This window comes from Novosphingobium sp. (assembly GCF_041905565.1).
In the GTDB taxonomy this organism is placed as follows: Bacteria; Pseudomonadota; Alphaproteobacteria; order Sphingomonadales; family Sphingomonadaceae; genus Novosphingobium.
In genome coordinates this window covers 100,889-124,516 of record NZ_JAYRKX010000012.1, presented here as the reverse complement: position 1 = coordinate 124,516, position 23,628 = coordinate 100,889, and the positions used below count along the sequence as shown (strand labels likewise).

At 68.5% G+C, this 23,628-nt stretch carries 27 protein-coding genes and 1 tRNA gene; 19 read left to right on the top strand and 9 right to left on the bottom strand.

The features are described from left to right. Positions 1 to 47: 47 nt before the first annotated feature. Positions 48 to 124, top strand: a tRNA-Met gene (locus tag ACE3N9_RS11290). A 103-nt stretch (positions 125 to 227) separates the two neighbouring features. Here ACE3N9_RS11290 and gmk read toward each other — a convergent pair. From gmk to ACE3N9_RS11275, 3 genes are read right to left on the bottom strand one after another with little or no spacing between them, the layout of a single operon-like run. Beyond that, on the bottom strand, positions 228 to 881 hold the full coding sequence (gene gmk, locus ACE3N9_RS11285; RefSeq protein WP_374283818.1) for a guanylate kinase: 654 nt from the start codon (positions 879 to 881) through the stop codon (positions 228 to 230). Between the two features lie 30 nt (positions 882 to 911). Then, on the bottom strand, positions 912 to 1,190 hold the full coding sequence (locus ACE3N9_RS11280; protein WP_374283817.1) for a hypothetical protein: 279 nt from the start codon (positions 1,188 to 1,190) through the stop codon (positions 912 to 914). A gap of 10 nt (positions 1,191 to 1,200) precedes the next feature. After that, the gene (locus tag ACE3N9_RS11275) at positions 1,201 to 1,695 is read right to left on the bottom strand and encodes an SspB family protein (protein ID WP_374283816.1); all 495 of its coding nucleotides are present in this window, start codon (positions 1,693 to 1,695) and stop codon (positions 1,201 to 1,203) included. Positions 1,696 to 1,777: 82 nt separating this feature from the next. Between ACE3N9_RS11275 and hisB the strand changes: the two genes are divergently transcribed. From hisB to pal, 13 genes are all read left to right on the top strand, one after another. Beyond that, complete coding sequence (gene hisB, locus ACE3N9_RS11270) at positions 1,778 to 2,371, top strand: imidazoleglycerol-phosphate dehydratase HisB (protein ID WP_374283815.1); 594 nt, start codon at positions 1,778 to 1,780, stop codon at positions 2,369 to 2,371. Then, positions 2,364 to 2,984 (top strand): imidazole glycerol phosphate synthase subunit HisH, encoded by a 621-nt coding sequence (hisH, locus tag ACE3N9_RS11265; protein WP_374283814.1) that lies wholly within the window; start codon positions 2,364 to 2,366, stop codon positions 2,982 to 2,984. Before hisB ends, hisH begins: the two co-directional genes overlap by 8 nt. Beyond that, a complete protein-coding gene (gene hisA, locus ACE3N9_RS11260; protein WP_374283813.1) occupies positions 2,981 to 3,709 on the top strand; it encodes a 1-(5-phosphoribosyl)-5-[(5-phosphoribosylamino)methylideneamino]imidazole-4-carboxamide isomerase in 729 nt (242 codons plus the stop codon). The genes hisH and hisA overlap by 4 nt, the downstream gene beginning before the upstream one ends. Before the next feature lie 3 nt (positions 3,710 to 3,712). Next, complete coding sequence (gene hisF / locus ACE3N9_RS11255; protein WP_374283812.1) at positions 3,713 to 4,474, top strand: imidazole glycerol phosphate synthase subunit HisF; 762 nt, start codon at positions 3,713 to 3,715, stop codon at positions 4,472 to 4,474. A gap of 96 nt (positions 4,475 to 4,570) precedes the next feature. Continuing rightward, entirely contained in the window at positions 4,571 to 4,738 is a 168-nt protein-coding gene (locus tag ACE3N9_RS11250) for a PEP-CTERM sorting domain-containing protein (RefSeq protein WP_374283811.1), read from the top strand. Between the two features lie 47 nt (positions 4,739 to 4,785). Beyond that, the gene (locus ACE3N9_RS11245) at positions 4,786 to 5,103 is read left to right on the top strand and encodes a phosphoribosyl-ATP diphosphatase (protein WP_374283810.1); all 318 of its coding nucleotides are present in this window, start codon (positions 4,786 to 4,788) and stop codon (positions 5,101 to 5,103) included. Next, positions 5,103 to 5,480 (top strand): histidine triad nucleotide-binding protein, encoded by a 378-nt coding sequence (locus tag ACE3N9_RS11240; protein WP_374283809.1) that lies wholly within the window; start codon positions 5,103 to 5,105, stop codon positions 5,478 to 5,480. The genes ACE3N9_RS11245 and ACE3N9_RS11240 overlap by 1 nt, the downstream gene beginning before the upstream one ends. A gap of 80 nt (positions 5,481 to 5,560) precedes the next feature. Beyond that, positions 5,561 to 6,019, top strand: a complete 459-nt coding sequence (locus ACE3N9_RS11235) for a YbgC/FadM family acyl-CoA thioesterase (protein WP_374283808.1) — start codon at positions 5,561 to 5,563, stop codon at positions 6,017 to 6,019. Next, on the top strand, positions 6,016 to 6,723 hold the full coding sequence (tolQ, locus tag ACE3N9_RS11230) for a protein TolQ (protein ID WP_374283807.1): 708 nt from the start codon (positions 6,016 to 6,018) through the stop codon (positions 6,721 to 6,723). The genes ACE3N9_RS11235 and tolQ overlap by 4 nt, the downstream gene beginning before the upstream one ends. Beyond that, positions 6,723 to 7,208, top strand: coding sequence for an ExbD/TolR family protein (locus ACE3N9_RS11225; RefSeq protein WP_374283806.1), 486 nt, complete (start codon positions 6,723 to 6,725; stop codon positions 7,206 to 7,208). Before tolQ ends, ACE3N9_RS11225 begins: the two co-directional genes overlap by 1 nt. Before the next feature lie 9 nt (positions 7,209 to 7,217). Beyond that, the gene (locus tag ACE3N9_RS11220) at positions 7,218 to 8,108 is read left to right on the top strand and encodes a hypothetical protein (RefSeq protein ID WP_374283805.1); all 891 of its coding nucleotides are present in this window, start codon (positions 7,218 to 7,220) and stop codon (positions 8,106 to 8,108) included. Then, entirely contained in the window at positions 8,105 to 9,487 is a 1,383-nt protein-coding gene (gene tolB / locus ACE3N9_RS11215) for a Tol-Pal system beta propeller repeat protein TolB (protein ID WP_374283804.1), read from the top strand. The genes ACE3N9_RS11220 and tolB overlap by 4 nt, the downstream gene beginning before the upstream one ends. Before the next feature lie 56 nt (positions 9,488 to 9,543). Beyond that, complete coding sequence (gene pal, locus ACE3N9_RS11210) at positions 9,544 to 10,065, top strand: peptidoglycan-associated lipoprotein Pal (protein ID WP_374283803.1); 522 nt, start codon at positions 9,544 to 9,546, stop codon at positions 10,063 to 10,065. A gap of 46 nt (positions 10,066 to 10,111) precedes the next feature. On the opposite strand, the gene ACE3N9_RS11205 is transcribed toward pal, so the two are convergent. After that, a complete protein-coding gene (locus ACE3N9_RS11205) occupies positions 10,112 to 10,288 on the bottom strand; it encodes a hypothetical protein (protein ID WP_374283802.1) in 177 nt (58 codons plus the stop codon). A gap of 143 nt (positions 10,289 to 10,431) precedes the next feature. Here ACE3N9_RS11205 and ACE3N9_RS11200 point away from each other — a divergent pair, with 143 nt between their 5' ends. Further along, positions 10,432 to 10,965 carry a J domain-containing protein gene (locus ACE3N9_RS11200; RefSeq protein WP_374283801.1) on the top strand — a complete coding sequence of 178 codons (534 nt, stop codon included), beginning with the start codon at positions 10,432 to 10,434 and terminating at the stop codon, positions 10,963 to 10,965. A 137-nt stretch (positions 10,966 to 11,102) separates the two neighbouring features. On the opposite strand, the gene hemH is transcribed toward ACE3N9_RS11200, so the two are convergent. The 3 genes from hemH to ACE3N9_RS11185 are packed head-to-tail and all read right to left on the bottom strand — an operon-like array spanning position 11,103 to position 15,362. Continuing rightward, complete coding sequence (hemH, locus tag ACE3N9_RS11195; RefSeq protein ID WP_374283800.1) at positions 11,103 to 12,116, bottom strand: ferrochelatase; 1,014 nt, start codon at positions 12,114 to 12,116, stop codon at positions 11,103 to 11,105. Continuing rightward, positions 12,113 to 14,380 (bottom strand): molybdopterin cofactor-binding domain-containing protein, encoded by a 2,268-nt coding sequence (locus ACE3N9_RS11190; RefSeq protein ID WP_374283799.1) that lies wholly within the window; start codon positions 14,378 to 14,380, stop codon positions 12,113 to 12,115. The genes hemH and ACE3N9_RS11190 overlap by 4 nt, the downstream gene beginning before the upstream one ends. Positions 14,381 to 14,390: 10 nt before the next feature. Then, entirely contained in the window at positions 14,391 to 15,362 is a 972-nt protein-coding gene (locus ACE3N9_RS11185; RefSeq protein WP_374283798.1) for an Mrp/NBP35 family ATP-binding protein, read from the bottom strand. Positions 15,363 to 15,499: 137 nt separating this feature from the next. On the opposite strand from ACE3N9_RS11185, the gene hflK reads away from it, so the two are divergent. From hflK to ACE3N9_RS11170, 3 genes are all read left to right on the top strand, one after another. After that, the gene (gene hflK / locus ACE3N9_RS11180; RefSeq protein ID WP_374283797.1) at positions 15,500 to 16,564 is read left to right on the top strand and encodes a protease modulator HflK; all 1,065 of its coding nucleotides are present in this window, start codon (positions 15,500 to 15,502) and stop codon (positions 16,562 to 16,564) included. Beyond that, a complete protein-coding gene (locus tag ACE3N9_RS11175) occupies positions 16,561 to 17,391 on the top strand; it encodes an SPFH domain-containing protein (RefSeq protein ID WP_374283795.1) in 831 nt (276 codons plus the stop codon). Before hflK ends, ACE3N9_RS11175 begins: the two co-directional genes overlap by 4 nt. Before the next feature lie 87 nt (positions 17,392 to 17,478). Continuing rightward, the gene (locus ACE3N9_RS11170) at positions 17,479 to 19,002 is read left to right on the top strand and encodes a Do family serine endopeptidase (protein ID WP_374283794.1); all 1,524 of its coding nucleotides are present in this window, start codon (positions 17,479 to 17,481) and stop codon (positions 19,000 to 19,002) included. A gap of 91 nt (positions 19,003 to 19,093) precedes the next feature. On the opposite strand, the gene ACE3N9_RS11165 is transcribed toward ACE3N9_RS11170, so the two are convergent. Further along, the gene (locus tag ACE3N9_RS11165) at positions 19,094 to 21,196 is read right to left on the bottom strand and encodes a transglycosylase domain-containing protein (RefSeq protein WP_374283793.1); all 2,103 of its coding nucleotides are present in this window, start codon (positions 21,194 to 21,196) and stop codon (positions 19,094 to 19,096) included. A 172-nt stretch (positions 21,197 to 21,368) separates the two neighbouring features. Between ACE3N9_RS11165 and ACE3N9_RS11160 the strand changes: the two genes are divergently transcribed. Then, positions 21,369 to 23,129 carry a patatin-like phospholipase family protein gene (locus tag ACE3N9_RS11160; protein WP_374283792.1) on the top strand — a complete coding sequence of 587 codons (1,761 nt, stop codon included), beginning with the start codon at positions 21,369 to 21,371 and terminating at the stop codon, positions 23,127 to 23,129. A gap of 7 nt (positions 23,130 to 23,136) precedes the next feature. Here the strand turns inward: ACE3N9_RS11160 and msrB are convergent, their stop codons facing one another. Then, positions 23,137 to 23,535, bottom strand: coding sequence for a peptide-methionine (R)-S-oxide reductase MsrB (msrB, locus tag ACE3N9_RS11155; protein WP_374283791.1), 399 nt, complete (start codon positions 23,533 to 23,535; stop codon positions 23,137 to 23,139). Positions 23,536 to 23,628: the final 93 nt, after the last annotated feature.

Below are 23,628 nucleotides of genomic sequence, written 5' to 3'. Positions count from 1 at the left end.
AGTCTTGCGCTTTCAGCAATCCGGCCCATATGGGGCGCACATGGTGACGCGGGGTGGAGCAGCCCGGTAGCTCGTCAGGCTCATAACCTGAAGGTCGCAGGTTCAAATCCTGCCCCCGCAACCAACAAAAAGCCCCGCTTCCGCGGGGCTTTTTTGTGTTCCAGCTCCAGGCTTTCCGGCCGCCTAGGGACCAGGCGCTCAGCCCAGCCCCCTGTGCCGCCCCGCAATCAATCCGCCATCAGCCCGCGCACAAACCCAATCAGCCCAGTCTGCCGCGCACGCTTCATCCGCTCCGCCGCTAGGATCTGGCTCACCTTGGCAAAGCAGCGCTCAATGTCGTCATTGACCACGACATAGTCATAGCCGTCCCAGTGGCTGATCTCCGCCCGCGCCCGGTCCATCCGTGCCTGGATGACCTCTGGCGCATCGGTGCCGCGCCCGGTCAGGCGGCGGCGCAACTCGTCGATGCTGGGGGGGAGCAGGAACACGCGGACCACGTCGGTTTCCAGCTTCTGGTACAGCTGCTGGGTGCCCTGCCAGTCGATGTCGAACAGGAAGTCCTGTCCTTCACGCAGCCCCGCCTTCACCTGGGCCTTGGGCGTGCCATAGGAATTGCCGAATACCGTCGCCCATTCGAGGAACTGTTCATCGGCGACCATACGGTCGAATTCGGCCTGGTCGACGAAGATGTAGTCCTTGCCGTCCACCTCGCCGGGCCGCATCGGCCGGGTGGTGGCGGAAACCGACATGCGGATGGCCGGATCGTGTTGCAGCAGCATCCGCGCAATGGTGGTCTTGCCCGCGCCCGAGGGCGAGGACAGGATGAACATCAGCCCGCGGCGTTGCAGGGCATCAGCGGATGGCTTGCCGGTATCGTCCATGCGCTCCATTCGCGCATGGCGGGCCGGGGATCAAGTGCCGGGGCTGGCCTTTTTTGGACCGGCCCGCTTGCGTTCGCGCCGCCGGTTATAGAGCTTCTTGGCGAGCGCGCCCGAAACAACGACGATCGCGCCGGGGACGGAACTGGTGGCCACGCGCAGCGCCACCGCGCCAACCGCCCCGCGCAGCAGGTTGCGGTCCTTGGGTTGAGGTTCCGGCTTGTCCGGCAAGGCGCGCCTGACCGCCACGTCCAGCAGCCGGCTACCGCCCTTGCGGGCCAGCGTGGCCAGGATGCGGTCCGCCCCGGTCATCGCCGCGCGCTCATTTCTTGCGGCCGAAATCCACCGTGACCACGTTCGAGCCGTCGTCGCTCGTCACCGCGGGGGCGGCATCGGGCGCGTCATTCTCGGCCGCTTCGTGCGGTTCGGGGGCGGCATCGGCCTGCACGGCCTGGAACTGCAGCCCGAAATCGACCGCCGGATCGACGAAGGCGGTGATCGCGGCGAAGGGAATGTCGAGCTTGGCCGGCTGCTGGTTGAACGACAGGCCCACGGTAAAGCCGTTTTCGTCAACCCCCAGGTCCCAGAACTTGTTCTGGAGCACGATGGTCATCTCGTCCGGGAACCGTTCGCGCAGGTGCGCCGGGATCGAAACGCCGGGCGCGCCGGTCTTGAAGGTGATGTAGAAGTGGTGATCGCCCGGCAGCATGCCGCCGCCGTCCACGATCTGGCCCAGCACGCGGCCAACCACGGCTCGCAGGGCTTCCTGCACGATTTCGTCGTAGGGGATCAGGCTGTCGGGCATGTCATCGCTCATCCGCTTCAAATGGCCATGCCGCGCGGCGCGGTCAAGGGCAAAGCGCTTGCACCTGCCCGATTCCAGCCTATAGGCCCAGCCTATGCGCACCGCCCGGATCGCCCGCAAGACTCACGAAACCGACATTGCCGTCGAGGTGAATCTCGACGGTACTGGCAAGTATGACGTGTCCACCGGGATCGGCTTTCTCGATCACATGATCGAACAGTTCAGCCGCCACTCGCTGATCGACGTGACTTGCCACATCAAGGGCGACCTGCACGTCGACCAGCATCACACGGCCGAGGACAGCGCGATCGCGATTGGCCAGGCGATTGCCCAGGCGCTAGGCGACAAGGGCGGGATCGGCCGTTACGGCGAAGCGCATTCCGCCATGGACGAGGCGCTGAGCCGCGTCGTGCTCGACATTTCGGGGCGCCCCTGGCTGGTATGGAACGCCGCCTTCACCCAGGAACGCCTGGGCGAGATGGACACCGAGCTGTTCGAACACTGGTTCCAGTCGATCGCGCAGGCCGTGGGCATCACCCTGCACATCGAGCTGCTGTACGGCAGCAACAACCACCACATCTGCGAAGGCATCTTCAAGGGCTTTGCCCGCGCCATGCGCCAGGCGGTCGAACTGGACCCGCGCAAGGGCGGTGCCGTGCCCAGCACCAAGGGCCAGCTCGGTGGCTGAAGTCCTCGCGCTGATCGACTACGGCGCGGGGAATCTCCATTCGGTCGCCAACGCGCTGAAGGCCGCCGGGGCAGACAATGTCCTGGTCACCGCCGATCCCGACGTGGTGCGCGCGGCGGACCGGATCGTCCTGCCGGGCGTCGGCAGCTTCAAGGCCTGCGCCGAAGGGCTGCGCGCGATCCCGCACCTGGTCGACGCGATGAGCGAGCGGGTGCTGGTGGGCGGCGCGCCGTTCCTGGGCATCTGCGTTGGCATGCAACTGCTGGCAACGCGCGGCGTCGAACACGGCATCACGCCGGGGCTGGGCTGGATCGCCGGCGAAGTGCGGCTGATCGAGCGGACCGACCCCGCGATCAAGATTCCCCACATGGGCTGGAACGACGTGATCGTCCGCCCCCACGCCCCGCTGGTCGAAGCGGGTGAGGCCTATTTCCTGCATTCCTACCACTTCGTCCCCGAAGACGGGCATCACGCCGTGGCCATGACCGATCATGGCGGCGGGCTGGTAGCCGCCGTGGCGCGCGACAACGTGGTGGGGGTGCAGTTCCATCCGGAAAAGAGCCAGGCTTACGGCCTCGCGCTGCTCCGCACGTTCCTGGAGTGGAAGCCGTGATTGTCTTTCCCGCGATCGATCTGAAACAAGGCCAAGTCGTGCGTCTGGCCGAAGGCGACATGGACCGCGCCACGATCTATGGCGACAACCCGGCCGCCCAGGCGATGAAGTTCGCCGAGGCCGGATCGCAGTTCCTGCACGTGGTCGATCTTGATGGCTCGTTTGCCGGGCGGGCGGAAAACCGCGCCGCGGTCGAAGCGATTCTGGCGGAATTTCCGGGCCACGTGCAACTCGGCGGCGGGATCCGCACGCGTGAGGCGGTGGAAGGCTGGTTCGATCTGGGCGTGAGCCGGGTCGTGATGGGCACCGCCGCGCTGAAGGATCCTGAATTCGTCAAGGACATGGCCAAGGAGTTTCCCGGCGGCATCGTGGTGGCAGTGGACGCGCGCGACGGCATGGTTGCGACCGAGGGCTGGGCCGAAGTGTCGGACGTTTCGGTGGTCGATCTGGCCCGCCGGTTCGAGGATGCGGGCGTTGCCAGCCTGCTGTTTACCGACATTGGCCGCGACGGGCTGCTCAAGGGCGTGAACATCGACGCGACGGTCGAACTGGCGCGGCAGGTCGACCTGCCGGTGATCGCCAGCGGCGGGGTCAAGGGGCTGGACGACATCCACATCCTCTCGCTGCACGCGGCTGACGGGATCGAAGGGGTGATTACCGGCCGCGCGCTCTATGACGGGCGGCTCGATCTGGCGGCGGCGATCGCCATGGCCAACCGGGCCTGAGCCATGACCGTCCGCATCCGCGTCATCCCCTGTCTCGACGTCCGCGATGGGCGCGTGGTCAAAGGGGTGAACTTCGTCGACCTGCGCGATGCCGGCGATCCGGTGGAGCAGGCCCGCGCCTATGACGCGGCCGGGGCGGACGAATTGTGCTTCCTCGATATCAGCGCCAGCCACGAAGGGCGCGGCACTCTGCTCGACGTGGTGCGGCGCACTGCCGAAGTGTGCTTCATGCCGTTGACCGTGGGCGGCGGTGTCCGCTCGGTCGAGGATGCGCGCGCGCTGCTGCTGGCGGGCGCAGACAAGGTCGCGGTCAACAGTGCGGCGGTATCCCGGCCCGAAGTGGTCTCCGACATTGCCGAGAAGATGGGCAGCCAGTGCATCGTCGCCTCGGTCGATGCGCGGCGCACGGGCGAGGGGCGGTGGGAAATCTTCACCCATGGCGGCCGCCGTCCGACCGGGATCGACGCGGTGGAACACGCCGTCCGCCTGGCCGCACTGGGCGCGGGCGAATTGCTCGTCACCTCGATGGACGGCGACGGCACGCAAAAGGGCTATGACCTTGCGCTGACCCGCACCATCGCCGACGCGGTGTCGATTCCGGTGGTGGCCAGCGGCGGGGTTGGCAATCTCGATCACCTGGTCGAAGGGGTGACCAAGGGCCATGCCAGCGCGGTGCTGGCGGCCTCGATCTTCCATTTCGGCACTTATACCATCGCCCAGGCCCACGCCGCGCTGCGCGCCGCCGGCCTGCCCGCGCGGGGTTAGCTGACGGCTTGCTGAACGGGCGCGGCCAGTCCCGGCTTGGGACGCCCTCAGTCATGGCCATTGCGCGCGGGGCCGACATGACGCAGGCCGGGCGGCATGATTGGTCGCACTATCATTGCCTTATCCGCCCTGCTGGCCGCCGCCCCGGCGTTGGCCCAGTCGGGCACCTCGATCCCGGAACCGTCCGATGCCATGCTGTTTGGGCTTGGCTTTGCCGGGCTGGTGATCGGCCGCTGGGCCGCGCGCCACAAGCCGGGCGATTGAGCGCCGCTGCTTGACCTGAACGCCAGCGCAAAGCATGGCTGGCCGCCATGGATACGCTGACCCGCCTTGCCGCCACCATCGCATCGCGCCGCAATGCCGATCCCGCCAGCAGCTGGGTAGCCAAGCTGCACGCGCGCGGTGTGCCCGTGATTGCGAAAAAGCTGGGCGAGGAAGCCGTCGAAACGGTGATTGCCGCGCTGTCGGGCAGCCGCGAGGAACTGGTCGGGGAAGCCGCCGACACGATCTTTCACCTGCTGGTGCTGCTGGATGCCAAGGGGGTCAGCCTGGAGGAAGTGCTGGCCGAACTGGACCGCCGCGATGGCACCAGCGGGATTGCCGAAAAAGCCGCAAGGAAGCCTGACTGATGCCGATCGATCCGACGCTGCCCTACGATCCGAACAACATCTTCGCGAAGATCCTGCGCGGGGAAATCCCGAACAAGACCGTATACGAGGATGAATGGGCGCTGGCGTTCCACGACATCAACCCGCAGGCCCCGGTGCACGTGCTGGTAATCCCCAAGGGCCCCTATGTCAGCTGGGACGATTTTTCCGCCCGCGCCAGCGCCGATGAAATCGCCGGGTTCATCCGCGCCGTCGGCCAGGTCGCCCGCGATCTGGGGCTGGTCGAGCCGGGCTACCGCCTGCTCGCCAACATCGGCCAGCACGGCCACCAGGAAGTGCCGCACCTGCACGTCCACATCTTTGGCGGGCGCCAGCTGGGGCTGATGCTGCCGCGTTAGGGCGGAGGGTGCGATTAATGCGCCCTGCCGAACGAGCGCCCTTGCCCTGCGAGTCGCCACCCGGCTAAAGCTGTGGCGGCATGACGTCTTTTCCCGCTCCGCCCTCCGGCCTGATCGAAGGCAAGCTGCACCGTTTCGCGGTCCGCGCCTATTTCGAGGACACGGACCTGTCGGGCGTGGTCTATCACGCCAATTACCTGCGCTGGTTCGAACGCGCCCGGTCGGACTTCGTCCGGCTGCTGGGGATCGACCAGCGCGCGGTGAACGAGGCGGGGGAGGGGGCCTTTGCCGTGGCCGACCTGACGATCCGCTATGCCGCCCCGGCCCGGCTGGACGATGGCGTGCTGATCGAAACCACTTGCGACGAGCTGGGCGCGGCCAGTTGCCGGATGCACCAGAAGGCCTTTCGCGAGGACGGCCTGCTGTTGTCCGAAGCGCGCTTTCGCATCGGCTTCGTTGCCCCCGATGGTCGCCCGCGCCGCATGCCCGCGCCGTGGCGCGCGGCCTTTGCCAGCATTGTTACCGAAGGATCCCGATGACCCAGCTTGCCCTGCTTGCCGCCGCCGCCGCGGCTGCCCCGCGCCATCTCGACCCGGTGAAGCTGTTCATGGACGCGGACATCGTGGTGCAGGTGGTCATGGCCGGGCTGGTGCTGGCCAGCATCTGGGTCTGGGCGATCGTGGTGTCGTTCAGCCTGCGCATGGCCGGCATTCGCAAGCGCACCGAAGCCTACGAAAAGGACTTCTGGAAGGCGCCCAACATCGATGAATACCAGGCCGAAATGGGCAAGGGCGAAGTGCCGATTGCCCGCGTCGTCGCGGCGGGGCTGGCCGAATGGCGCCGTTCGGTCGGCAGCAAGCCGATCGACCGCGAAGGCACCCGCCAGCGCCTTGCCGTGGTGATGGACAGCGCCGTCGCGCTGGAAGCGGACAAGCTGGCCGAGCGGTTGAACTTCCTCGCCACGGTCGGCTCGGTCGCGCCCTTCGTCGGGCTGTTCGGGACCGTGTGGGGGATCATGAACAGCTTCTTCCAGATCGGGCAGCAGCAGAATTCGTCGCTGGCGGTGGTCGCGCCGGGGATTTCCGAAGCGCTGTTCGCCACGGCCATCGGCCTGTTCGCGGCGATCCCGGCGGTCATCGCCTACAACCGCTTCTCGCACCGCGTGAACGCCTATGAAGCGCGGTTGCAGCGCTTTGCCGACCGCTTCCACGCCAGCCTCAGCCGCGAGCTGGAGGCGCAGTAATGGCGATGGGGTCCGGCCCTTCATCGGCGCGCGGCGCGCGGCGGCGCGGGCGGGGGCGTGCGCCGCTGGCAGAAATCAACGTCACCCCGCTGGTCGACGTGATGCTGGTGCTGCTGATCATTTTCATGGTCACCGCCCCGCTGATGAACGCGGGCGTGCCGATCGACCTGCCCGACAGCAATGCCAATGCCCTGGCGCAGGAACCCCAGCAGGTGGAAATCAGCCTGTCGCGCGATGGGCGGATCTACCTTGATCAGACCGAACTGGCCCCGGGTGAGCTGCCCGCGCGGCTGGCCTCGATGCCGCGGGACGGCGACGGTAAGCCGCCGCTGGTCACCCTGCGCGCCGACAAGACGCTGGACTATGGCCGGGTGATGCAGGTGATGGGCGAATTGAACCATGCCGGGTTCAATGCCATTTCGCTGGTCACCAACGCGGCTGCCGGGCCTGCGCCGGTCATGAGCAGTTCAGCGACGGCACCGTAGCCCCGTCCGATGGCGCAGCAGTCCCTTCGCAAGGAAGAAGCCCTTGGCCTGGCCGTGGCGATTGCCGCGCATGCCGGGTTGGTGGCGTTCCTGCTGCTGAAGCCGCCCGCGCCGCCCGCGCCCCGGCCCGAACGCATCACCGTGACGCTGAGCGACGAGGTGGGTCTGACTTCGGCCGCGCCCAGCCCCGCCGCCGATGCCGCGCCCGATACGGGCCCCGAGGTGGGCGAACCCGCGCCCGAGCCGAGCCCGGCGCCCCCGCCGCCCAAGCCTGAACCGCAGGTGGTGCCGAAGCCCCAGCCCACAGCCGTTCCGGCGCCTCAGCCCAAACCGCAGCCCAAGCCCCAGCCGACGGTTGCCGCCAAGCCGGTTGTGCCGGTCAAGCCGGTGGTCAAGCCCGCGCCGGTGAAGCCCGCTCCGGCAAAGCCGGTCGCCGCTCCGGCCCGGCCGACTGCCGCCGCGCCGGCGGCCAAGCCTGCCGCCAAGCCCGGCGCGTCGCGCTTCGCCGATGCGTTCAACAAGGGCATCCCCGGCGCTACCGGCAAGACCCCGACGCAAAATCCGCCCGCCGCCACAATTGGCCCGGCGGTGCGTTCGGCGTTGGCCGGGGCGATCTCGCGCCAGCTCAAGCCCAAATGGGTCGCGCCGCAGGGGATGGAAGCGGAAAAGCTGGTCACGATCCTGGCCTGGGATCTCAATCCCGATGGCACGCTGGCGGGCAGCCCGCGCGTGGTCCGCCAGGACGGGATCACCGAGGCCAACCGCGCCCAGGCCCAGCGCCATGCCGAACAGGCCGTGCGCGCGGTGCGGCTGGCCGCGCCGTTCAACCTGCCGTCCGAATATTACCCCGCCTGGAAGCGGATCGCCGAATTCCGCTTCGACCGGAGATTGTCGCAATGAAATTGCCCGTTCTGACCGCCCTGGCCCTGGTTCTGGCCGCCCCGCTGGCCGCGCAGCAAGGCGTGCCAAGCCCCGTGCCCGCGCCGTCGCCTGCCGCTCCCGCCGCCGATGCGGGGCTGTCGGGCGCGGTTTCCGACGAAAGCGACTGGCAGGACCTGGGCATTGCCATCCCCGCCTTCGCCACCGATGCCGATGTGCCGACCCAGGCCAGCGCGGGCAGCACTGCGGCGCTGGGCTACAGCGTGGCGGCGGTGATTACGGCCGACCTCAAGAACAATGGCCTGTTCAAGCCGACCGGCCCCGATGCCCTGCCGCGCCCCGGCTTTGGCGAAGTGCAGGCCCCGGCCTATGACGGCTGGCGCTCGCGCAGCGCGGAAATGCTGGTGCAGGGCTATGTCCGCGCCGGGGCTGACGGGCAGGTCACGGTCGGCTGCTACCTATACGACGTGGCGCTGGGCCAGCAGCTCGCCAAGGCGGGCTGGACTGTCGCGCCCGGTGACTGGCGCCGCGCCGCGCACAAGTGCGCCGACATGGTCTATTCGCGCCTGTCGGGCGAAAGCCCGTTCTTCGACAGCCGCATCGCCTATATCGCGGAAACCGGGCCCAAGGACCGGCGGATGAAGCGGCTGGCGATCATGGATTCGGACGGGGCCAACCACCGCTACCTGACTACTGGCCAGGCCACCGCGCTGACCCCGCGCTATTCGCCGGACTACAAGTCGATCCTTTATCTCAGCTATTTCAACGGCCAGCCGCGGATCTACATCTACAACCTGGAAACCAACACCCAGCGCCTGCTGCTGTCGAGCCAGAACCCGGTGTTCGCCCCGCGCTGGTCGCCGGATGGCAAATGGGTGCTCTATTCGATGGCGATTGCCGGCAACACCGACATCTACAAGCTGCCCAGCGCGGGCGGGGCCAGCGTGAAGCTGACCGACAGCCCCGGGATCGACATCGGCGGGTCGTTCAGCCCCGATGGTGGCCGGATCGTGTTCGAAAGCGACCGTTCGGGCAGCCAGCAGGTCTATGTGATGAACGCCGATGGCACCGACCAGAAGCGGATCAGCTTTTTCGGCGGGCGCAGCGCCACGCCGGAATGGAGCCCGCGCGGCGATCAGATCGCCTTTACCCACATTGCCGGCAACCTGCGCATCGGGGTGATGAGCCCGGCGGGCGGGGAAATGCGCTATCTGACCGACAGCTGGCAGGACGAAGCGCCGACCTGGGCGCCCAACGGCCGGATCATCCAGTTCTTCCGCACCGCGCGCACCAGCGGCAAGACCGGCATCTGGCAGGTTGACCTGACCGGGCGCAACGAACGCAAGCTCGATACCCCGGTCGATGGCTCCGACCCCGCCTGGGGACCGCTTCGTCCGTGATGCCGGTTGACTCTGTCCCCCGATTGACCCGTAATTCCCTGTAAAGGAGACCGCCGATGACCAAGCCCCGCATGCGCACCCTGGCCCTGCTGCTGACCGGCGCGGCCGCGCTGGCCGCCTGCGCGCCCAAGGCGCCCAAGATCCTGCCGCCCGATCCGGGCAATGCCGTGTCCACCGATACCAGCGGCGGTGGCGGCGTGCAGGGGCCGGTGCCCGGCACCCAGGCTGATTTCGTGGCCCAGATGATGGGCCAGGACACGGTCTATTTCGATACCGACAAGTACAACATCGATGCCGCCGATCAGGCTGCGCTGGCCGCACAGGCGCAGTGGCTGGCCAAGTATCCCGGCAAGAAGGCGACGATCGAGGGGCACTGCGACGAACGCGGCACCCGCGAATACAACCTGGCGCTGGGCGAACGCCGCGCCAATGCGGCCAAGAACTACCTGGTCAGCCTGGGGATCGACGCCAGCCGCATTTCGACGATCAGCCAGGGCAAGGAACACCCGATCGCGCTTGGCTCGGACGAGGCCAGCTGGTCGAAGAACCGCCGCGCGGTGACGATCACGATCGATTGATGGTGGGCCGGTGCGGGGGCGGTTTCGCCCCCCATCGGCGCGGCGCTTATTGCAGCGACGGCAGCAGGTCGCCCAGCGCGGGCAGCGCGGGCATGGCGGCAGAGGCGCCGACATGCGGCAGGACCAGGCCCAGCGGCTCGCTGGCCAACTGGCCGCCGGCCAGCGCGAACAGAGCCATGGCCAGCACGGAAAGGGTCGCGGAAAGCTTGAGCTGACGGCTCATCGGTTCGGTTCCTTGCACTTGCTGGATGCCATATGGGGACGGTCCATTCCTATTGCAATGCAACATTGCATGTTGAAACCTAAATTTTGCTTCATGCGCGCTTCCGCTTGCACCCGCATAGGGCTTCGGATTATCGCGGCGCGATGAGGCGCTCTGGCCGTTCGAACGATTGGGGTTTCCCGCGCTGGCGCGGCTATGAAGGCGCGCGCGAAGCCGCGCGCATCCGCCTGTGCGATCGCCACGGCTGCACCGAGCCTGGCACCTGCCCCGCACCGAAAAGCCCGAACAGCCCGGACCGCTGGATGTTCTGCCAGCGCCATGCGGCGGAATACAACCAGGGCTGGGACTATTTCGCCGGACTTGACGCCGAAGAAGCCGCCGAGCGCGAGAAGGCCGAACGGCAAAGCCACGAAGGCTTCCAGGAAAGCGCGCATTACGGCTGGGCCATGTCGGGCGACGGCAGCCGCAGCCGCGACGAATTGCGCGCGCTCGAAGTGCTGGGGCTGGAGCCTGACGCCGAATTCGATGAAATCCGCAAGGCCTGGCGGACCAAGGCCAAGGAAGTCCACCCCGACGTGCGCCCCGGCGACGAGGAAGCCGCCAAGGCGTTCCAGGCGCTGCAACTGGCCTACGAAGTGCTGCGCCAGGCCGAGGAACGGCGGGAGTGGAAGGGGTAACCTTCGCGCGGGTGCGAAAGGGACCTCCCCGTTCACCGTCATCCCGGGCTTGACCCGGGATCCAGCTTTCCTCCGGCGGCCTCGCGAAAAGGCAGCAAGGCCCCGGGTCAAGCCCGGGGTGACGCGTTGCCTGGGATTTAGACCCAGCCCGCCAGCTCGCGCCGCACCAGGTCTTCCAGCATCGTCATGCCCGCGTCCGACGTGTTGAGGCAATCGAGCGCGGCAAAATGCGCGCCGCCCGCTTCGGTGAACTGTTCGCGCCCGCGGATCGCCAGTTCCTCGCGCGTTTCGAGGCAGTCGGCGGAAAAGCCCGGCGCGGAAATCGCCAGGCGGCGGGTGCCGCGCTGCGCTTCGGCGGCCAGCACCGCGTCGGTCGCTGGTTCCAGCCACTTGGCCCGGCCGAACCGCGACTGGAAGCTGACCTCGATCCTGAGCTCCGGGAACTCGGCGGCCAGCGCCTCGCCCAGCAGGCGCGCGGTCTTGCGGCACTGGCAGTGATAGGGATCGCCCAGGTGCAGGGTGCGTTCGGGCATGCCGTGGAACGACAGCAGCAGCACTTCGGGCACGAAATCGAGCGCGCGCAATTGCCGCGCCGTATCGGCGCGCAGTGCTTCGATATGGGCGGGATCGTCGTAGTAGGGCGGCAGCGTCCGCACCGCCGGTTGCCAGCGCATCGCGGCTAGCTGCGCGCCCAGCGCATCCAGCGCCGAAGCCGTGGTCGCGCCCGAATACTGCGGGTAGAGCGGGGCGACGAGGATGCGTTCGCACCCGGCGTCCTTCATCGCCTGCACCTGCGCCCCCAGCGCCGGATTGCCATAGCGCATCGCCCAGCGCACCAGCACATCGTCGCCCAGCCGGGCCTGCAGCGCCTGAGCCTGGCCCTTGGTGATCGCGGCGAGCGGCGATCCGTCCGGCCCCCAGACCTGGGCGTAAGCATGGGCCGATTTGCGCGGGCGGGTGTTGAGGATGATCAGGTTGAGGATCGGCCACCACACCGCACGCGGGATTTCCACCACGCGCCGGTCCCACAGGAACTGCTTGAGATAGCGCCGCACCGCCGCCGGAGTGGGCGCATCGGGTGTGCCCAGGTTGACCAGCAGCACGCCCACCCGGGGGCGGGCGACAGGCGGGTGATTGGCAGGCAGGGTCATTGGGCCTCGCTGGTCAGCGGCAGGGCGTGCAGGCGCGCGCCGCCGGCGGAATGGAGCGCGTTGGCAATCGCGGGCGGGGCGGCAATCGTGCCCAGTTCGCCCGGATCGAACGGCGGTTCGGCGCTGTCGATAAAGTCGACCTCGATCTCGGGGCAATCTGTCAAAAGGGGCAGGCCCATCATGCCCAGCCGCCCGGTCAGCGGCAGGCCGTCGCCAAAAGCGCTGGTCGATCCGGTCGCCAGGCCCAGCCCGAACAGCAGTCCGCCCTCGATCTGCTGGCGGGCGATGTCGACGTTCACGATCCGGCCGATGTCGGCCACGGCGGTCAGCTTGTCGACGCGGATGCCGCGTTCGTCATGGCGGGCGCTGGCGATTACCGCGATCCGCCCCTCGCGCCCGGCAACCTGCATGTGATGGATCGCCAGCCCTTGGCCACTGCCGCCCGCGCCGCCGTTCCATTCCGCCAGGCTGGCGGCGCGTTGCAGGCACTGCGCCAGCCGGATGTCCTGCCCCAGCATGGCGATGCGGTAGGACAATGGCTCGCGCCCGGCACGCTCGGCCAATTCGTCGATGAAGGTTTCGATCAGGAAGCAGGCCAGCGCGTGGCTGTTGCCGCGCATCCGCCCGGTCGGCAGGCCAATCGCGGCGGGGACGTGTTCGATCACCAGGTTGGCAATGCCATAGGGCGGGACCATCCCGGCCATGGCGAGCCGATCGCCCTGGTCCTGCGCCGCCAGCGCCTCGCGCGGCGGTTGGTCCGCAAACAGGCGCTGGCCGAATTCCCGCGCGGTGGCCGGCATTGCGAGGCGCAGCTTGAGCGCGGTGAGCGAGCCGTCCGGCGCGGTGCGTGCGGCCAGCACGGCGTGCAGCGGCGTGCGCGGCAGCCCCGCAACCTGTTCCTGCCAGCGCGACCAGGTGAGTTGCACCGGGCGTCCCACCTCGCGCACGATCAGCGCCGCTTCGGCGAGGTGGTCGCTTTCCAGCCGCCGGTCAAAGCTGCCCCCGGCGGGCATGGGATAAAGCACGACGCGCTCCACCGCGATGCCCAGCGCGGCGGCCGCCTTGCGCCGGGCGGTCTGCGGGGCCTGGCTGGCGGCCCAAAGTTCCAGCTTGCCGTCCTGGAACCGGGCGGTGGCGCTGGCGGTTTCCAGCGTGGCATGGAACGCCGGGGCAACGGCATAGTGGGCGACGTGTTCGAACTTTTCCGACAGCCACTTGTCCGGATCGCCGCGCTCGGCAATCCGGGTGGCCGTGCCGAAATGCAGCGCCTCGCGCAGCGCGGCATCGATCTTCGCGCTTTCCGCGCGGCCCTCTGCGGCAAAGCGCGGCGCGATCAGCGACAGCGCGCGTTCCGCCGCCCACCAGTCATTCGCCACGGCGGCCAGCCAGTTATCGCCGTTGACCAGCTTGACCAGGCCCTGGACCGCTTTGGCCTGGTGGGTGTCATAGCCGCCCAGCCGGCTATCGCCCACCGGACCGTGGCGGATCGCGGCGTGGAGCATGTCGGGCAGGCGCACGTCGCCGGCAAAGGCATGGCTGCCATCGACCTTGGCCGGCAGGTCCAGCCGGGGATAGCGCAGCGGCGCGCCGGGCGGAAATTCGGCCGCGCGCTCGGCCATCGGTTCCATCCGCACGGCGGCGGGGCGGGGCGGGGTGTATCCCGCCGCATCCTCGACCACCTGGGCGAAGGACAGCTTCTTGCGGTCATGCACCACGAAACCGGCCTGCGCGTCGCATTCCTCCCAGGCCACGTCCCAGCGATCGGCCGCGGCCATGGCCAGCATCGCGCGGGCGCTGGCGGCGGCGATCCGGGCCGGTTCCTCGTGCGCGGTGAGGGACGTGCCATCGGCGCTGGTGACGAAGGCTTCGCGCTCGGCAAAGCGGCGGGCGAGCAGGCTGCCCGGTTCATCCGCCAGCCCCGGCATCAGCGGCATCCACAGCTGCGCCCAATGCGCCGCCAGTGGCGCATTGGCATAGGCCCCGCTGACCGGCGCGGGTTCCACCGCGACCTGGCGCCAGTCGGCGCCCAGCTCGTAGGCGACGATCTGCGGGATCAGGGTGGAAATGCCCTGGCCCATTTCCACTTCGGGCACGGCCACGCTGACCACGCCGTCCTTGCCGATCTTCAGCCAGGCATCGAACAGCACTTCATCGGGGCCCGCCCCCAGCGGCGCGGGAAAGCGGCGCGGGGTCAGCGCCCAGGCGACCAGCAGGCCCCCCGCCGCCCCGGTGCCAAGCACAAATCCGCGCCGCGAAATCCGCATGGAGAAGGGCTTACTGGTTGTCGAGCCAGGCTGCAACGCGCCGCGCCAGCGTGGCGAAGGCATCGGCCTGCGGGCCGTCGCCGGCGGCAGGGGGCGTGCCGGCATCGCTTTGCTGGCGGATCGCGATGTCGAGCGGAATGCGGCCCAGGAAGGCGTGGCCCAGCGTCTTGGCGGTGGCTTCCGCGCCGCCCTGGCCGAAGGGATCGCTCACCTCGCCGCAGTGCGGGCACATGTAGCCGGCCATGTTCTCGACAATGCCGACCACCGGCACCTGGCCGACATCGAACAGTTGCAGCGCGCGCGCGGCGTCGATCAGCGCCAGGTCTTGCGGAGTGGAGACGATCACCGCGCCGGTGGGCTTGTGGCGTTGCAGCATGGTCAGCTGCACGTCGCCGGTGCCGGGCGGCAGGTCGACCACCAGGGTATCGATATCGCCCCAATCGGCATCGACCAGCTGGCCCAGCGCATTGCTGGCCATCGGCCCTCGCCAGGCGATTGCCTTGCCCGGTTCGATCAGCTGGCCCATCGACAGCACCGGCACGCCCCACTGGGTCGGCACCGGGATCAGCTTGTCGCCGCGCGCCTGCGGCTTGATCCCTTCGGTGCCAAGCAGGCGCGGCTGGCTGGGGCCATAGATATCGGCATCGACCAGGCCGACCTTGCGCCCCATGCGCGCCAGCGCGACCGCCAGGTTGGTCGACACGGTGGACTTGCCCACGCCGCCCTTGCCGGAACCGACGGCGATGATCCGGCGGCGCGGCTTGTCGGCCATCATCGCCACGCGCACTTCACTGACGCCCGGCGCGCCCGTCAACGCTTCCTTGACCGCCGCTTCCAGCCGCTCGCGCTCGACGCTGTCGAGCCCGCCGACATCGAGCACCAGCACGGCCACGCCATCGGTCAGACGCAGCGATTGCAGGCGCTGCTGGGCCAGCGGCGGCAACAGGGGCTTCAGGGTATCGGCATCGGGTCCGGCAGTCACGGTCAGGCTCCTCGGGGTTGGTCTGCGCGCCCTAGCAGGGAAAAAGCGCAGGGGGGCACTGTTTTTGTGGGAACACCATACCTATAGTGCCTGACATGAGAGGAATTCGCAGCCCCGGCCGGGGCATTAGGCTGGGTATGGACGCGGGCCGGAACCCGTGGCGCGGAGACGGTGATACCGGGTCTGCTGCCAGCGATCCCGCACCCGCGCCGGACAAGGAAGGCGCGGCCCAGCCGCACAATCCCTGGAAGTCCCCCGAGGACGAGGCGCAGGCGCGCCGTTCGGCCGGGATCGACGATATCTTTCGCGGCCGTGACCGGCGTCGGCGCATGGGCGGCGGGCCGGATGCGGCCGGTCCGGGGCCGGGCCTGGCGCGGCTGGCAGGGCCCTTGGCGGCGGCGCTGGTGCTGGGCGCGCTGGCGGCCACATCGGTCCACGTGCTGGACGAAGGCGAACAGGGCCTGGTGACCACGGCGGGGCGCTATGCCCGCACGGTCGGTCCGGGGCTGACCGTGACTCTGCCCTGGCCGGTGCAGCAGGTCAGCGTGCACAAGACCGCCGAAATCGCGCAGATGGGCTTTCCGGCCAAGGGCGGCGAAGCCACGCTGCTGACCCGCGACCAGTTCCTGGTCAACCTGGCCTGGCAGCTGCGCTGGAAAGTGCGCGATCTGAAGGCGTTCAGCTATGGCGCAGCCGATCCGGAGCAGACCTTGCGCCGGCTGGGCGAAGCGCAGATGCGCGCCGCCGTGGCCGAAGTGCCGTTCGACGCGCTGTGGGACGGGACCCAGCAGGGCGCCTTGCAGGACCGGGTGCGCCGGCGGCTTCAGGCGGTGCTTGACGCCTATGGTCTGGGCGTCGCGGTCGAAGGGGTGGAAGTGGTCCGCGCCGATCCGCCCGCGCGGCTGGCCGATGCCTTCCGCCGCGTCTCCGAAGTGCGCGAGGAAGCGCGCAAGGACCAGGACACCGCGCGCAAGTTCGCCGAACAGACCCTGACCAAGGCCGAGGTCGAGACTGCCGAATTCGACAAGGCTTATGGCGAATACAAGGCGGCCCCCGGCGTGACCCGCCAGCGGATGTATTACGAGACGATGGAAAAGGTGCTGGGCAACAACCAGAAGGTGGTGGTCGGATCGGGCGTCAATGCCACGGTCCCGCTGCCCGCGGCGCGCGCCGTTGCCGCTGAACCAGCGGTGAAGAAATGACCGTGGCCGCGTGGCGGACGCCCCTGTTCGCAGCCGCGCTGGTTGGTGCGCTGGGGCTGGCCAGCGTGGTCATGGTGCCCGAAACCCGTCAGGCGGTAGTGCTGCGCATGGGCCAGCCCGACCGCGTGATCAACGCCTTCCGCCCCGGCGGGCAGAGCGGGGCGGGGCTGGAATGGCGCATCCCGTTTGTCGAACGGATCGTCTGGGTGGACCGCAACCTGCAGCGCTTCACCAGCGCGGCCGAACAGGTCCGCAGCAATGACGAACAGGTGCTGAACCTCGATATCGACACGACCTACCGGGTGTTTGCCCCGGTCAAGCTGGTCAGCACGGTGGGCAGCCAGGACAAGCTGGTCGATCAGCTGAAAGCGATCCTGCCCGCCCTGCTGCGCGAGGAACTGGGCGCGCACAGCGCCAACACGCTGCTGGCCCCCGGCGCGGGCGGGTCAACGGCGCGGCTCCGTGCGGCGCTGGATGCCAAGGCGCGGGCGTATGGCGCGCAGGTGATCGACCTGCGCATCGCCGCTGCCGCGCTGCCCGAACCGGGCCTGCAGGCCGCGCTGGCGCGGATGCAGCTCGACCGCGAACAGCGCGCTTCGCTCGAACAGTCGCGCGGCTCGGCCGAAACCCAGGCGATCATCGCCGATGCCAAGGTCCGCGCCGCGCAGATCTATGCGCAAAGCTATGGCCAGGACCCGGCGTTCTACGATTTCTGGCGCGCGATGAAGAGTTACGAGGCGGTCTTTGCCAATCCGTCGAACAAGGACGGTACGACCATCGTGCTGTCGCCGGACAGCGAATATCTCCGCCAGTTCAAGGGGAAATAGGCCATTCAAATTCCGTTCAGGCGCGGCGGCGTGAATCCGCACGCAGGGGCTGGCGCAGGAACGAACAAGCAAGAGGAAACACGACACGTGCGATACGCCTATGGAGTGACCAGTGCGCTGCTGCTGGGCGGGGCCGTTGCCTCGCTGGCGACCGGCCTTCCCGCCGGGGCGCAAGTGGCGCAGAACGACGCCCAGCAGATGCAGAACGTGGTCCCCCGCGCTGGGGCTCCGGCCAGTTTTGCCGACCTGACCCAGCAGTTGCAGCCGGCGGTGGTGAACATTTCCACCCGGCAGAAGGTCAAGGTACCCAATGCCAACCCGTTTGCCGGGACCCCGTTCGAGGACCTGTTCGGCGGCGGCGGCGGATCGGCCACGCGCGAGGCGCAGTCGCTCGGTTCGGGCTTCGTGATTTCGGCCGATGGCTATGTGGTGACCAACAACCACGTGATCACCGCCGATGGCCAGGGTCAGGTCGAATCGATCACCGTGACCATGCCCGATGGCACCGAATACCCGGCGAAGCTGATCGGCCGCGATGCCCCTTCGGATCTTGCGGTGCTGAAGATCAACGCGGCCAAGCCGCTGCCCTTCGTCAAGTTCGGCGATAGCCGTTCGGCCCGCGTGGGCGACTGGGTGATCGCCATCGGCAACCCGTTCGGCCTGGGCGGCACGGTCACTTCGGGGATTGTTTCGGCGATTTCGCGCAGCACCGGCTCGGGCAGCGCCTATGATCGCTACATCCAGACCGACGCCTCGATCAACCGGGGCAATTCGGGCGGCCCGATGTTCGACATGAAGGGCCAGGTGATCGGCATCAACAACGCGATCTTCTCGCCCACCGGCGGGTCGGTCGGGATCGGCTTTGCCATCCCGGCGGAAACCGCCGCGCCGATCGTCGAAAAGCTGATCAAGGGCCAGTCGATCGATCGCGGCTACCTCGGCGTGCAGATCCAGCCGGTGACCGAGGACGTGGCGGATTCGCTGGGCCTGACCCACAATCGCGGCGAACTGGTGCAGACAGTGCAGCCCGGCCAGGCCGCCGCGAACGCCGGGATCCAGCCGGGTGACATCGTGGTCAAGGTGGATGGCAAGGCCGTTTCGCCCGAACAGACGCTGTCCTACATCGTTGCCAACACCCAGCCGGGCAAGCGCATCCCGATCGAGCTGATCCGCAACGGCAAGGCGATGACGGTCACGGCCATCGTTGGCAAGCGGCCCAGCGACGACGAGCTGGCGCAGCAGAGCTTCAACCCTGCCGCCCCGGATGACGATCAGTACAACCGCAACCCGCAGCGCCAGGGCGAAGGGCTGGCCGAAAAGGCGCTGGGCCTGTCGGTCCTGCCGCTCAACCCGCAGATCGCGCGCCAGATCGGCATGCCCGACAGTACGCGCGGGCTGGTGATCACCGTGGTTGATGGCTCGTCCGATGCCGGGACCAAGGGCCTCCAGCGCGGCGACCTGGTGCTGAGCGCGAATTACCGCCCGGTCACCAACGTCAGCGAACTGGAAGCGGTGATCCGCCAGGCCAAGGCGGATGGCCGCAACGCGGTGCTGCTCCAGGTCCAGCGGCGCGGCCAGCCGGCGGCCTACCTGCCGATCCGTCTGCGCTGATCCACACGGGCCTTGGCCCAACGAAGCGGGGCTCCGTTCCGGGTGGAACGGAGCCCCGTTTGCGTTGCGGCCCAGGCAGGCGGCGCGGCGCCTATTGCTGCGGCGGCGGAACCGCGCGCGGCGATCTGGCCGGGCTGGGTTCGGCGCGGGGACGGCGGCCGGTCGCCTCGTCCAGAAAGTCCTGGTTGGCGGCTGGCGGCGGCGCGGCATCGCCGGGGACCAGTTCCGGCCCGCCATCGGCGCTGCCGGGGTTCTGCGGATCGATCAGGTTGCCCTGTTCATCGACATAGCGGTAATCGTCCGGATTGCCCGACAGTGCGGCTTCGTCATCCGGTTCCAGCTGCCAGGCCGGGGGCACGGCGGCGGTATCGAACTGTTCGACCGGCCGCCCGGCCACGGCGACCTTCATGAAGCTGGCAAATGCCCGCGCCGGGGCCGAGCCGCCCTGCAGGCCGGGCACCGGCTTGTCATCGTCGCGGCCCATCCACACCCCGGTGGTGATCCCGCTGGAAAAGCCCATGAACCAGCCGTCCTTGTTCGACGTGGTGGTGCCGGTCTTGCCGGCCACCGGGCGGCCGATCTGCGCGGCGCGGCCGGTGCCGATGCTGACCGCGCTTTGCAGCAGGTCGGTGATCCCGGCGGCGACATAGGCCGGCACCAGCATCTGCCCGCCCTTGGCCTGGCGCTGGTACAGCACCCGGCCATCGGTGGTGGCGATCTTGGTGATGCCATAGGGTTCGACCGCCTGCCCCTTGGCCGAAACCGAGGCGAAAGCGCGGGTAAGGTCGATCAGCCGCACCTCGTTGGTGCCCAGCACCATCGACGGCACGGTCGAAATCGGGGTGGAAATGCCGAACCGGCGGGCCATCCCCGCAACCGAGCTGAAGCCCACTTCGTTGCCCAGCTGCGCCGCGACGGTGTTCTTCGAATAGGCGAAGGCAGTGCGCACGTCGATCTTGCCGGCAAAGGTGCCGCCCGAATTGCGCGGGCTCCACCCGTCGATCGTCACGGCTTCGTCGACCACTTCGGAGGACGGGGTATAGCCCGCTTCCAGCGCGGCGAGATAGACGAACAGCTTCCACGCCGAACCGGGCTGGCGCACCGCGTTGACCGCGCGGTTGTAATTGGTGGTGACATAGTCGGTCCCGCCGACCATCGCCAGCACCGCCCCGTCGCGGTCCATGCTGACCATCGCGCCCTGCGCGCCGGCGGGCACGTTCTTCTGCACCGCATCGGTCGCGGCGCGCTGCATGCCCACGTCCAGCGTGGTCCACACCTCGATCGGGTCGGTCACTTCGCCCAGCAGGATATCAAGCTGCGGCAGCGCCCAGTCGGTGAAGTAGCGGACCGAGTTCTGGCCCTTTTCCGAAGCGAACTTGATCGACTTGAAATCGACCGCGGCGGCATCGGCCGGGCCGACCACGCCGTTTTCCTGCATCAGGCCCAGCACCACCTGGGCGCGGCCGATGGCGGCTTCGGCATCGGCGGTGGGGCTGTAGTGCGACGGCGCCTTGACCAGCCCGGCGATGATCGCCGCCTCGGGCAGCGACAGCTCGGTCCCCGGATGGCCGAAGAACTTGCGCGCGGCGCTGTCCACGCCGTAAGCGCCGCCGCCGAAATAGACCTTGTTGAGATAGAGTTCGAGGATCTGGTCCTTCGAGAACTTCCACTCGATCGCCATGGCCAGCACGATCTCGCGCAGCTTGCGGCTCCACGTGCGGTCGTTGTTGAGGAACACCGTGCGGGCGAGCTGCTGGGTGATGGTCGATCCACCCTGTTTCCAGCGCCCTTCCTGCACGCGGACATAGAAGCTGCGCACGATCCCGATCGGATCGATGCCGATGTGGCTGCGGAAGCGGCGGTCCTCGGTGGACAGCATCGCATCCTTCATCACCTGCGGGATCTGGTTGTAGGTCAGCCACTTGCCATAGCTGGGGCCAAGCGAGACCAGTTCCGACCCGTCACGCGCGCGGACCACGATCATCTGCCCGGCCTGGCTTGACTTGAGCTCGCCATAATTCGGCAGCGACTGCGCGGCGAGGCCGACCGCGACGCCGACGATCATCGCCCCCAGCAGCGCCAGCCCCAGCCCCCAGACCATGGTGCGGCGGATGAACCGGCTGAGCCGCGAGCGCTGCGGCGGTTCCGGCTGGCGCCGGGCAGGCGCCGCGCGCCGGATGTCATTGCGTGCCATGTGGCTCGATCGTTCCCATTGGCGCGGTGGTTTCCCGATGCGGTCCGCGCTTCTTCGCTTCTGTGCATAGGGCAATTGTAACCCGGGGTTAATGGGGCAAATTGCCGTGCTGTGCGGTGGATCACAGCCGGGCGGGTCTGGCATGGTCCAGATGCCCCCACGGAGACCGACCATGTCCGACCAGGCCGAATTGCCGCGCTATACCCCCGACCAGTTCGCTGCCGATGGCATGAGCGAATGCGACATGATCATGAAGGGCGGGATCACCTCGGGCGTGGTCTATCCCTATGCGGTGCTGGAAATCGCGACGCGCCACCGCCTTCGCTCGCTGGGCGGGACATCGGCCGGGGCGATTGCGGCGGCCTTTGCGGCGGCGGCGGAGTACGCGCGGCGCGGCGGCGATCCGGCGGGCTATGTCCGCTTGCAGGAACGCTGCGACGCGCTGCCCGAATTGCTCCCCAGCCTGTTCCAGCCCGCCCCGGCGCTGGCCCCGGCGGTCGACGCGGCGCGCGAAGTGGCGGCGCTGCGCCGCGGGACGGGGGCCGTGGCGGCCTATGCCTGGCGCCATGCCGGGCTGGCCGCGCTGGCCTGCGGGGCAGGGGCGGCGCTGCTCGCCTGGTGGCTCGGCGGAGAAGTGGCGAGCGTGGTGCTCGCCGGGCTGCTGGCGCTATTCGTCGCGCTGGTCGGCCTGGTCGTGCGGCAGGTGCTGACCCGGCTGGTCCGCCCGCTGCGCCGCGCGGTGCGGGATGCCGAAGCGCACGGGTTCGGGTTCTGCCCCGGGCCGACCCAGCCGGGCAGGGATGGCCCCGGCCTGACCGACTGGCTGCACGCCTCGCTGCAATACATCGCCTTTGGCGACGAGGCCCACGGCCCGCCGCTGACCTTTGGCGATCTGGCGGGGCAGGAGGGCCAGGTGCCGATCGAACTGCGGATGGTCACCACCAACCTGTCGATGCGCCGCCCGCACACGTTGCCGCGGCTGGGGTTCACCGCCGGGTTCGAGCCGGAGCGCTGGGCGCGGCTGTTTCCCGCTGCGGTGATGGACCACCTGACCGCCACCTGCGCGCCGTGGACGGCGCAGCCCGGCACGCTGAAGTTCCCGGCCGAGAGCGCGCTGCCGGTGATCGTCGCGGTGCGGATGAGTCTGTCCTTCCCCGTGCTGTTCACCACGGTGGAACTGCATGTCGATGATCATGAATTGCCCAAGGTGCTGCAAAGCCTGGGCGCGGCGCCCAGCCGCCAGGTGCGCAAGGCGCATTTTTCCGATGGCGGGCTGTCCAGCAACTTTCCGGTCCACCTGTTCGACGCGCCCTTGCCCAGCCGCCCGACCTTTGCCTTCAGCCTTGACGCGCTGGACTGGGATCCGGCCGGGGTGCGCCGCCGGGTGGCCTTGCCCGACAGTGCGGCGCAGGGCACCGGCGGGCGGATCAAGAAGATCGAGGACCTCGCCGCCTTCGGCTGGCAGGTGCTGGATTCGGCCAAGGACTGGCAGGACCAACTGACCTCGCAGCTGGCCGGGCAGCGCGAACGGGTGGTGCACATCTACCTCGATACCGATGAAGGCGGGCTCAACCTGTCCATGCCACCCGAACGCTCGCGCCGGCTGATGCGCTATGGGCTGGAAGCGGGGCAGGCGTTCAACGCCAGCTTCGATTTCGACGAGCACCGCTGGCGGCGGCTGGTGGTGTTCTACAAGGCGATGGGCCAGAAGCTCGACGCGCTGGCCAGCGGCTGGCCGGAATTCGCGCAGTGGTATGCCGGCTATCGCCAGCAGGTTCGCAGCTTCAAGGGGATTGCGGCGGATGACCGGCGCGACATGGCGGTGAACCTCGACGCGCTGCTCGCCGCCTGGACCGCCGGACCCCGCGTCAGGACCGAGGCGCGCAGCTTTCCGCGCACCCCCGTGCGCGAACGGATCAACCCGGACTACTGACCCGCGCTTATTCCTCGGGCTCGAAGTCCAGGCTGGCGCTGTTGATGCAGTAGCGCAGGCCGTTCGGCCCCGGCCCGTCGGGGAACACGTGGCCCAGGTGCCCATCGCACGTCGCGCAGCGCACTTCGGTGCGGGTCATGCCGTGGCTGGTATCGCGCAATTCCTCGACCGCCGCCGGGTCCAGCGGATCGGTATAGCTGGGCCAGCCCGAACCCGAATTGTACTTGGTCGCGCTGGAAAACAGCGGCGTGCCGCAGCCCGCGCACATGTAGACCCCGGTCGCCTTGTTGCTCTCGTACTTGCCGGTAAAGGCGCGTTCGGTGCCGTGCTGGCGCAGCACGTGGTACTGCTCGGGGCTCAGGCGCTCGCGCCATTCAGCGTCGGTCAGGTTCAGCTTGTCGGTCATGGCTTGGTCCTTTGCCCCGATATGCGGGTTGTGGCGGTTTTGCACAAGACCGCTGGCGCGCGGCCGATTAGTTTGCGGCCTGATCGTCAATCG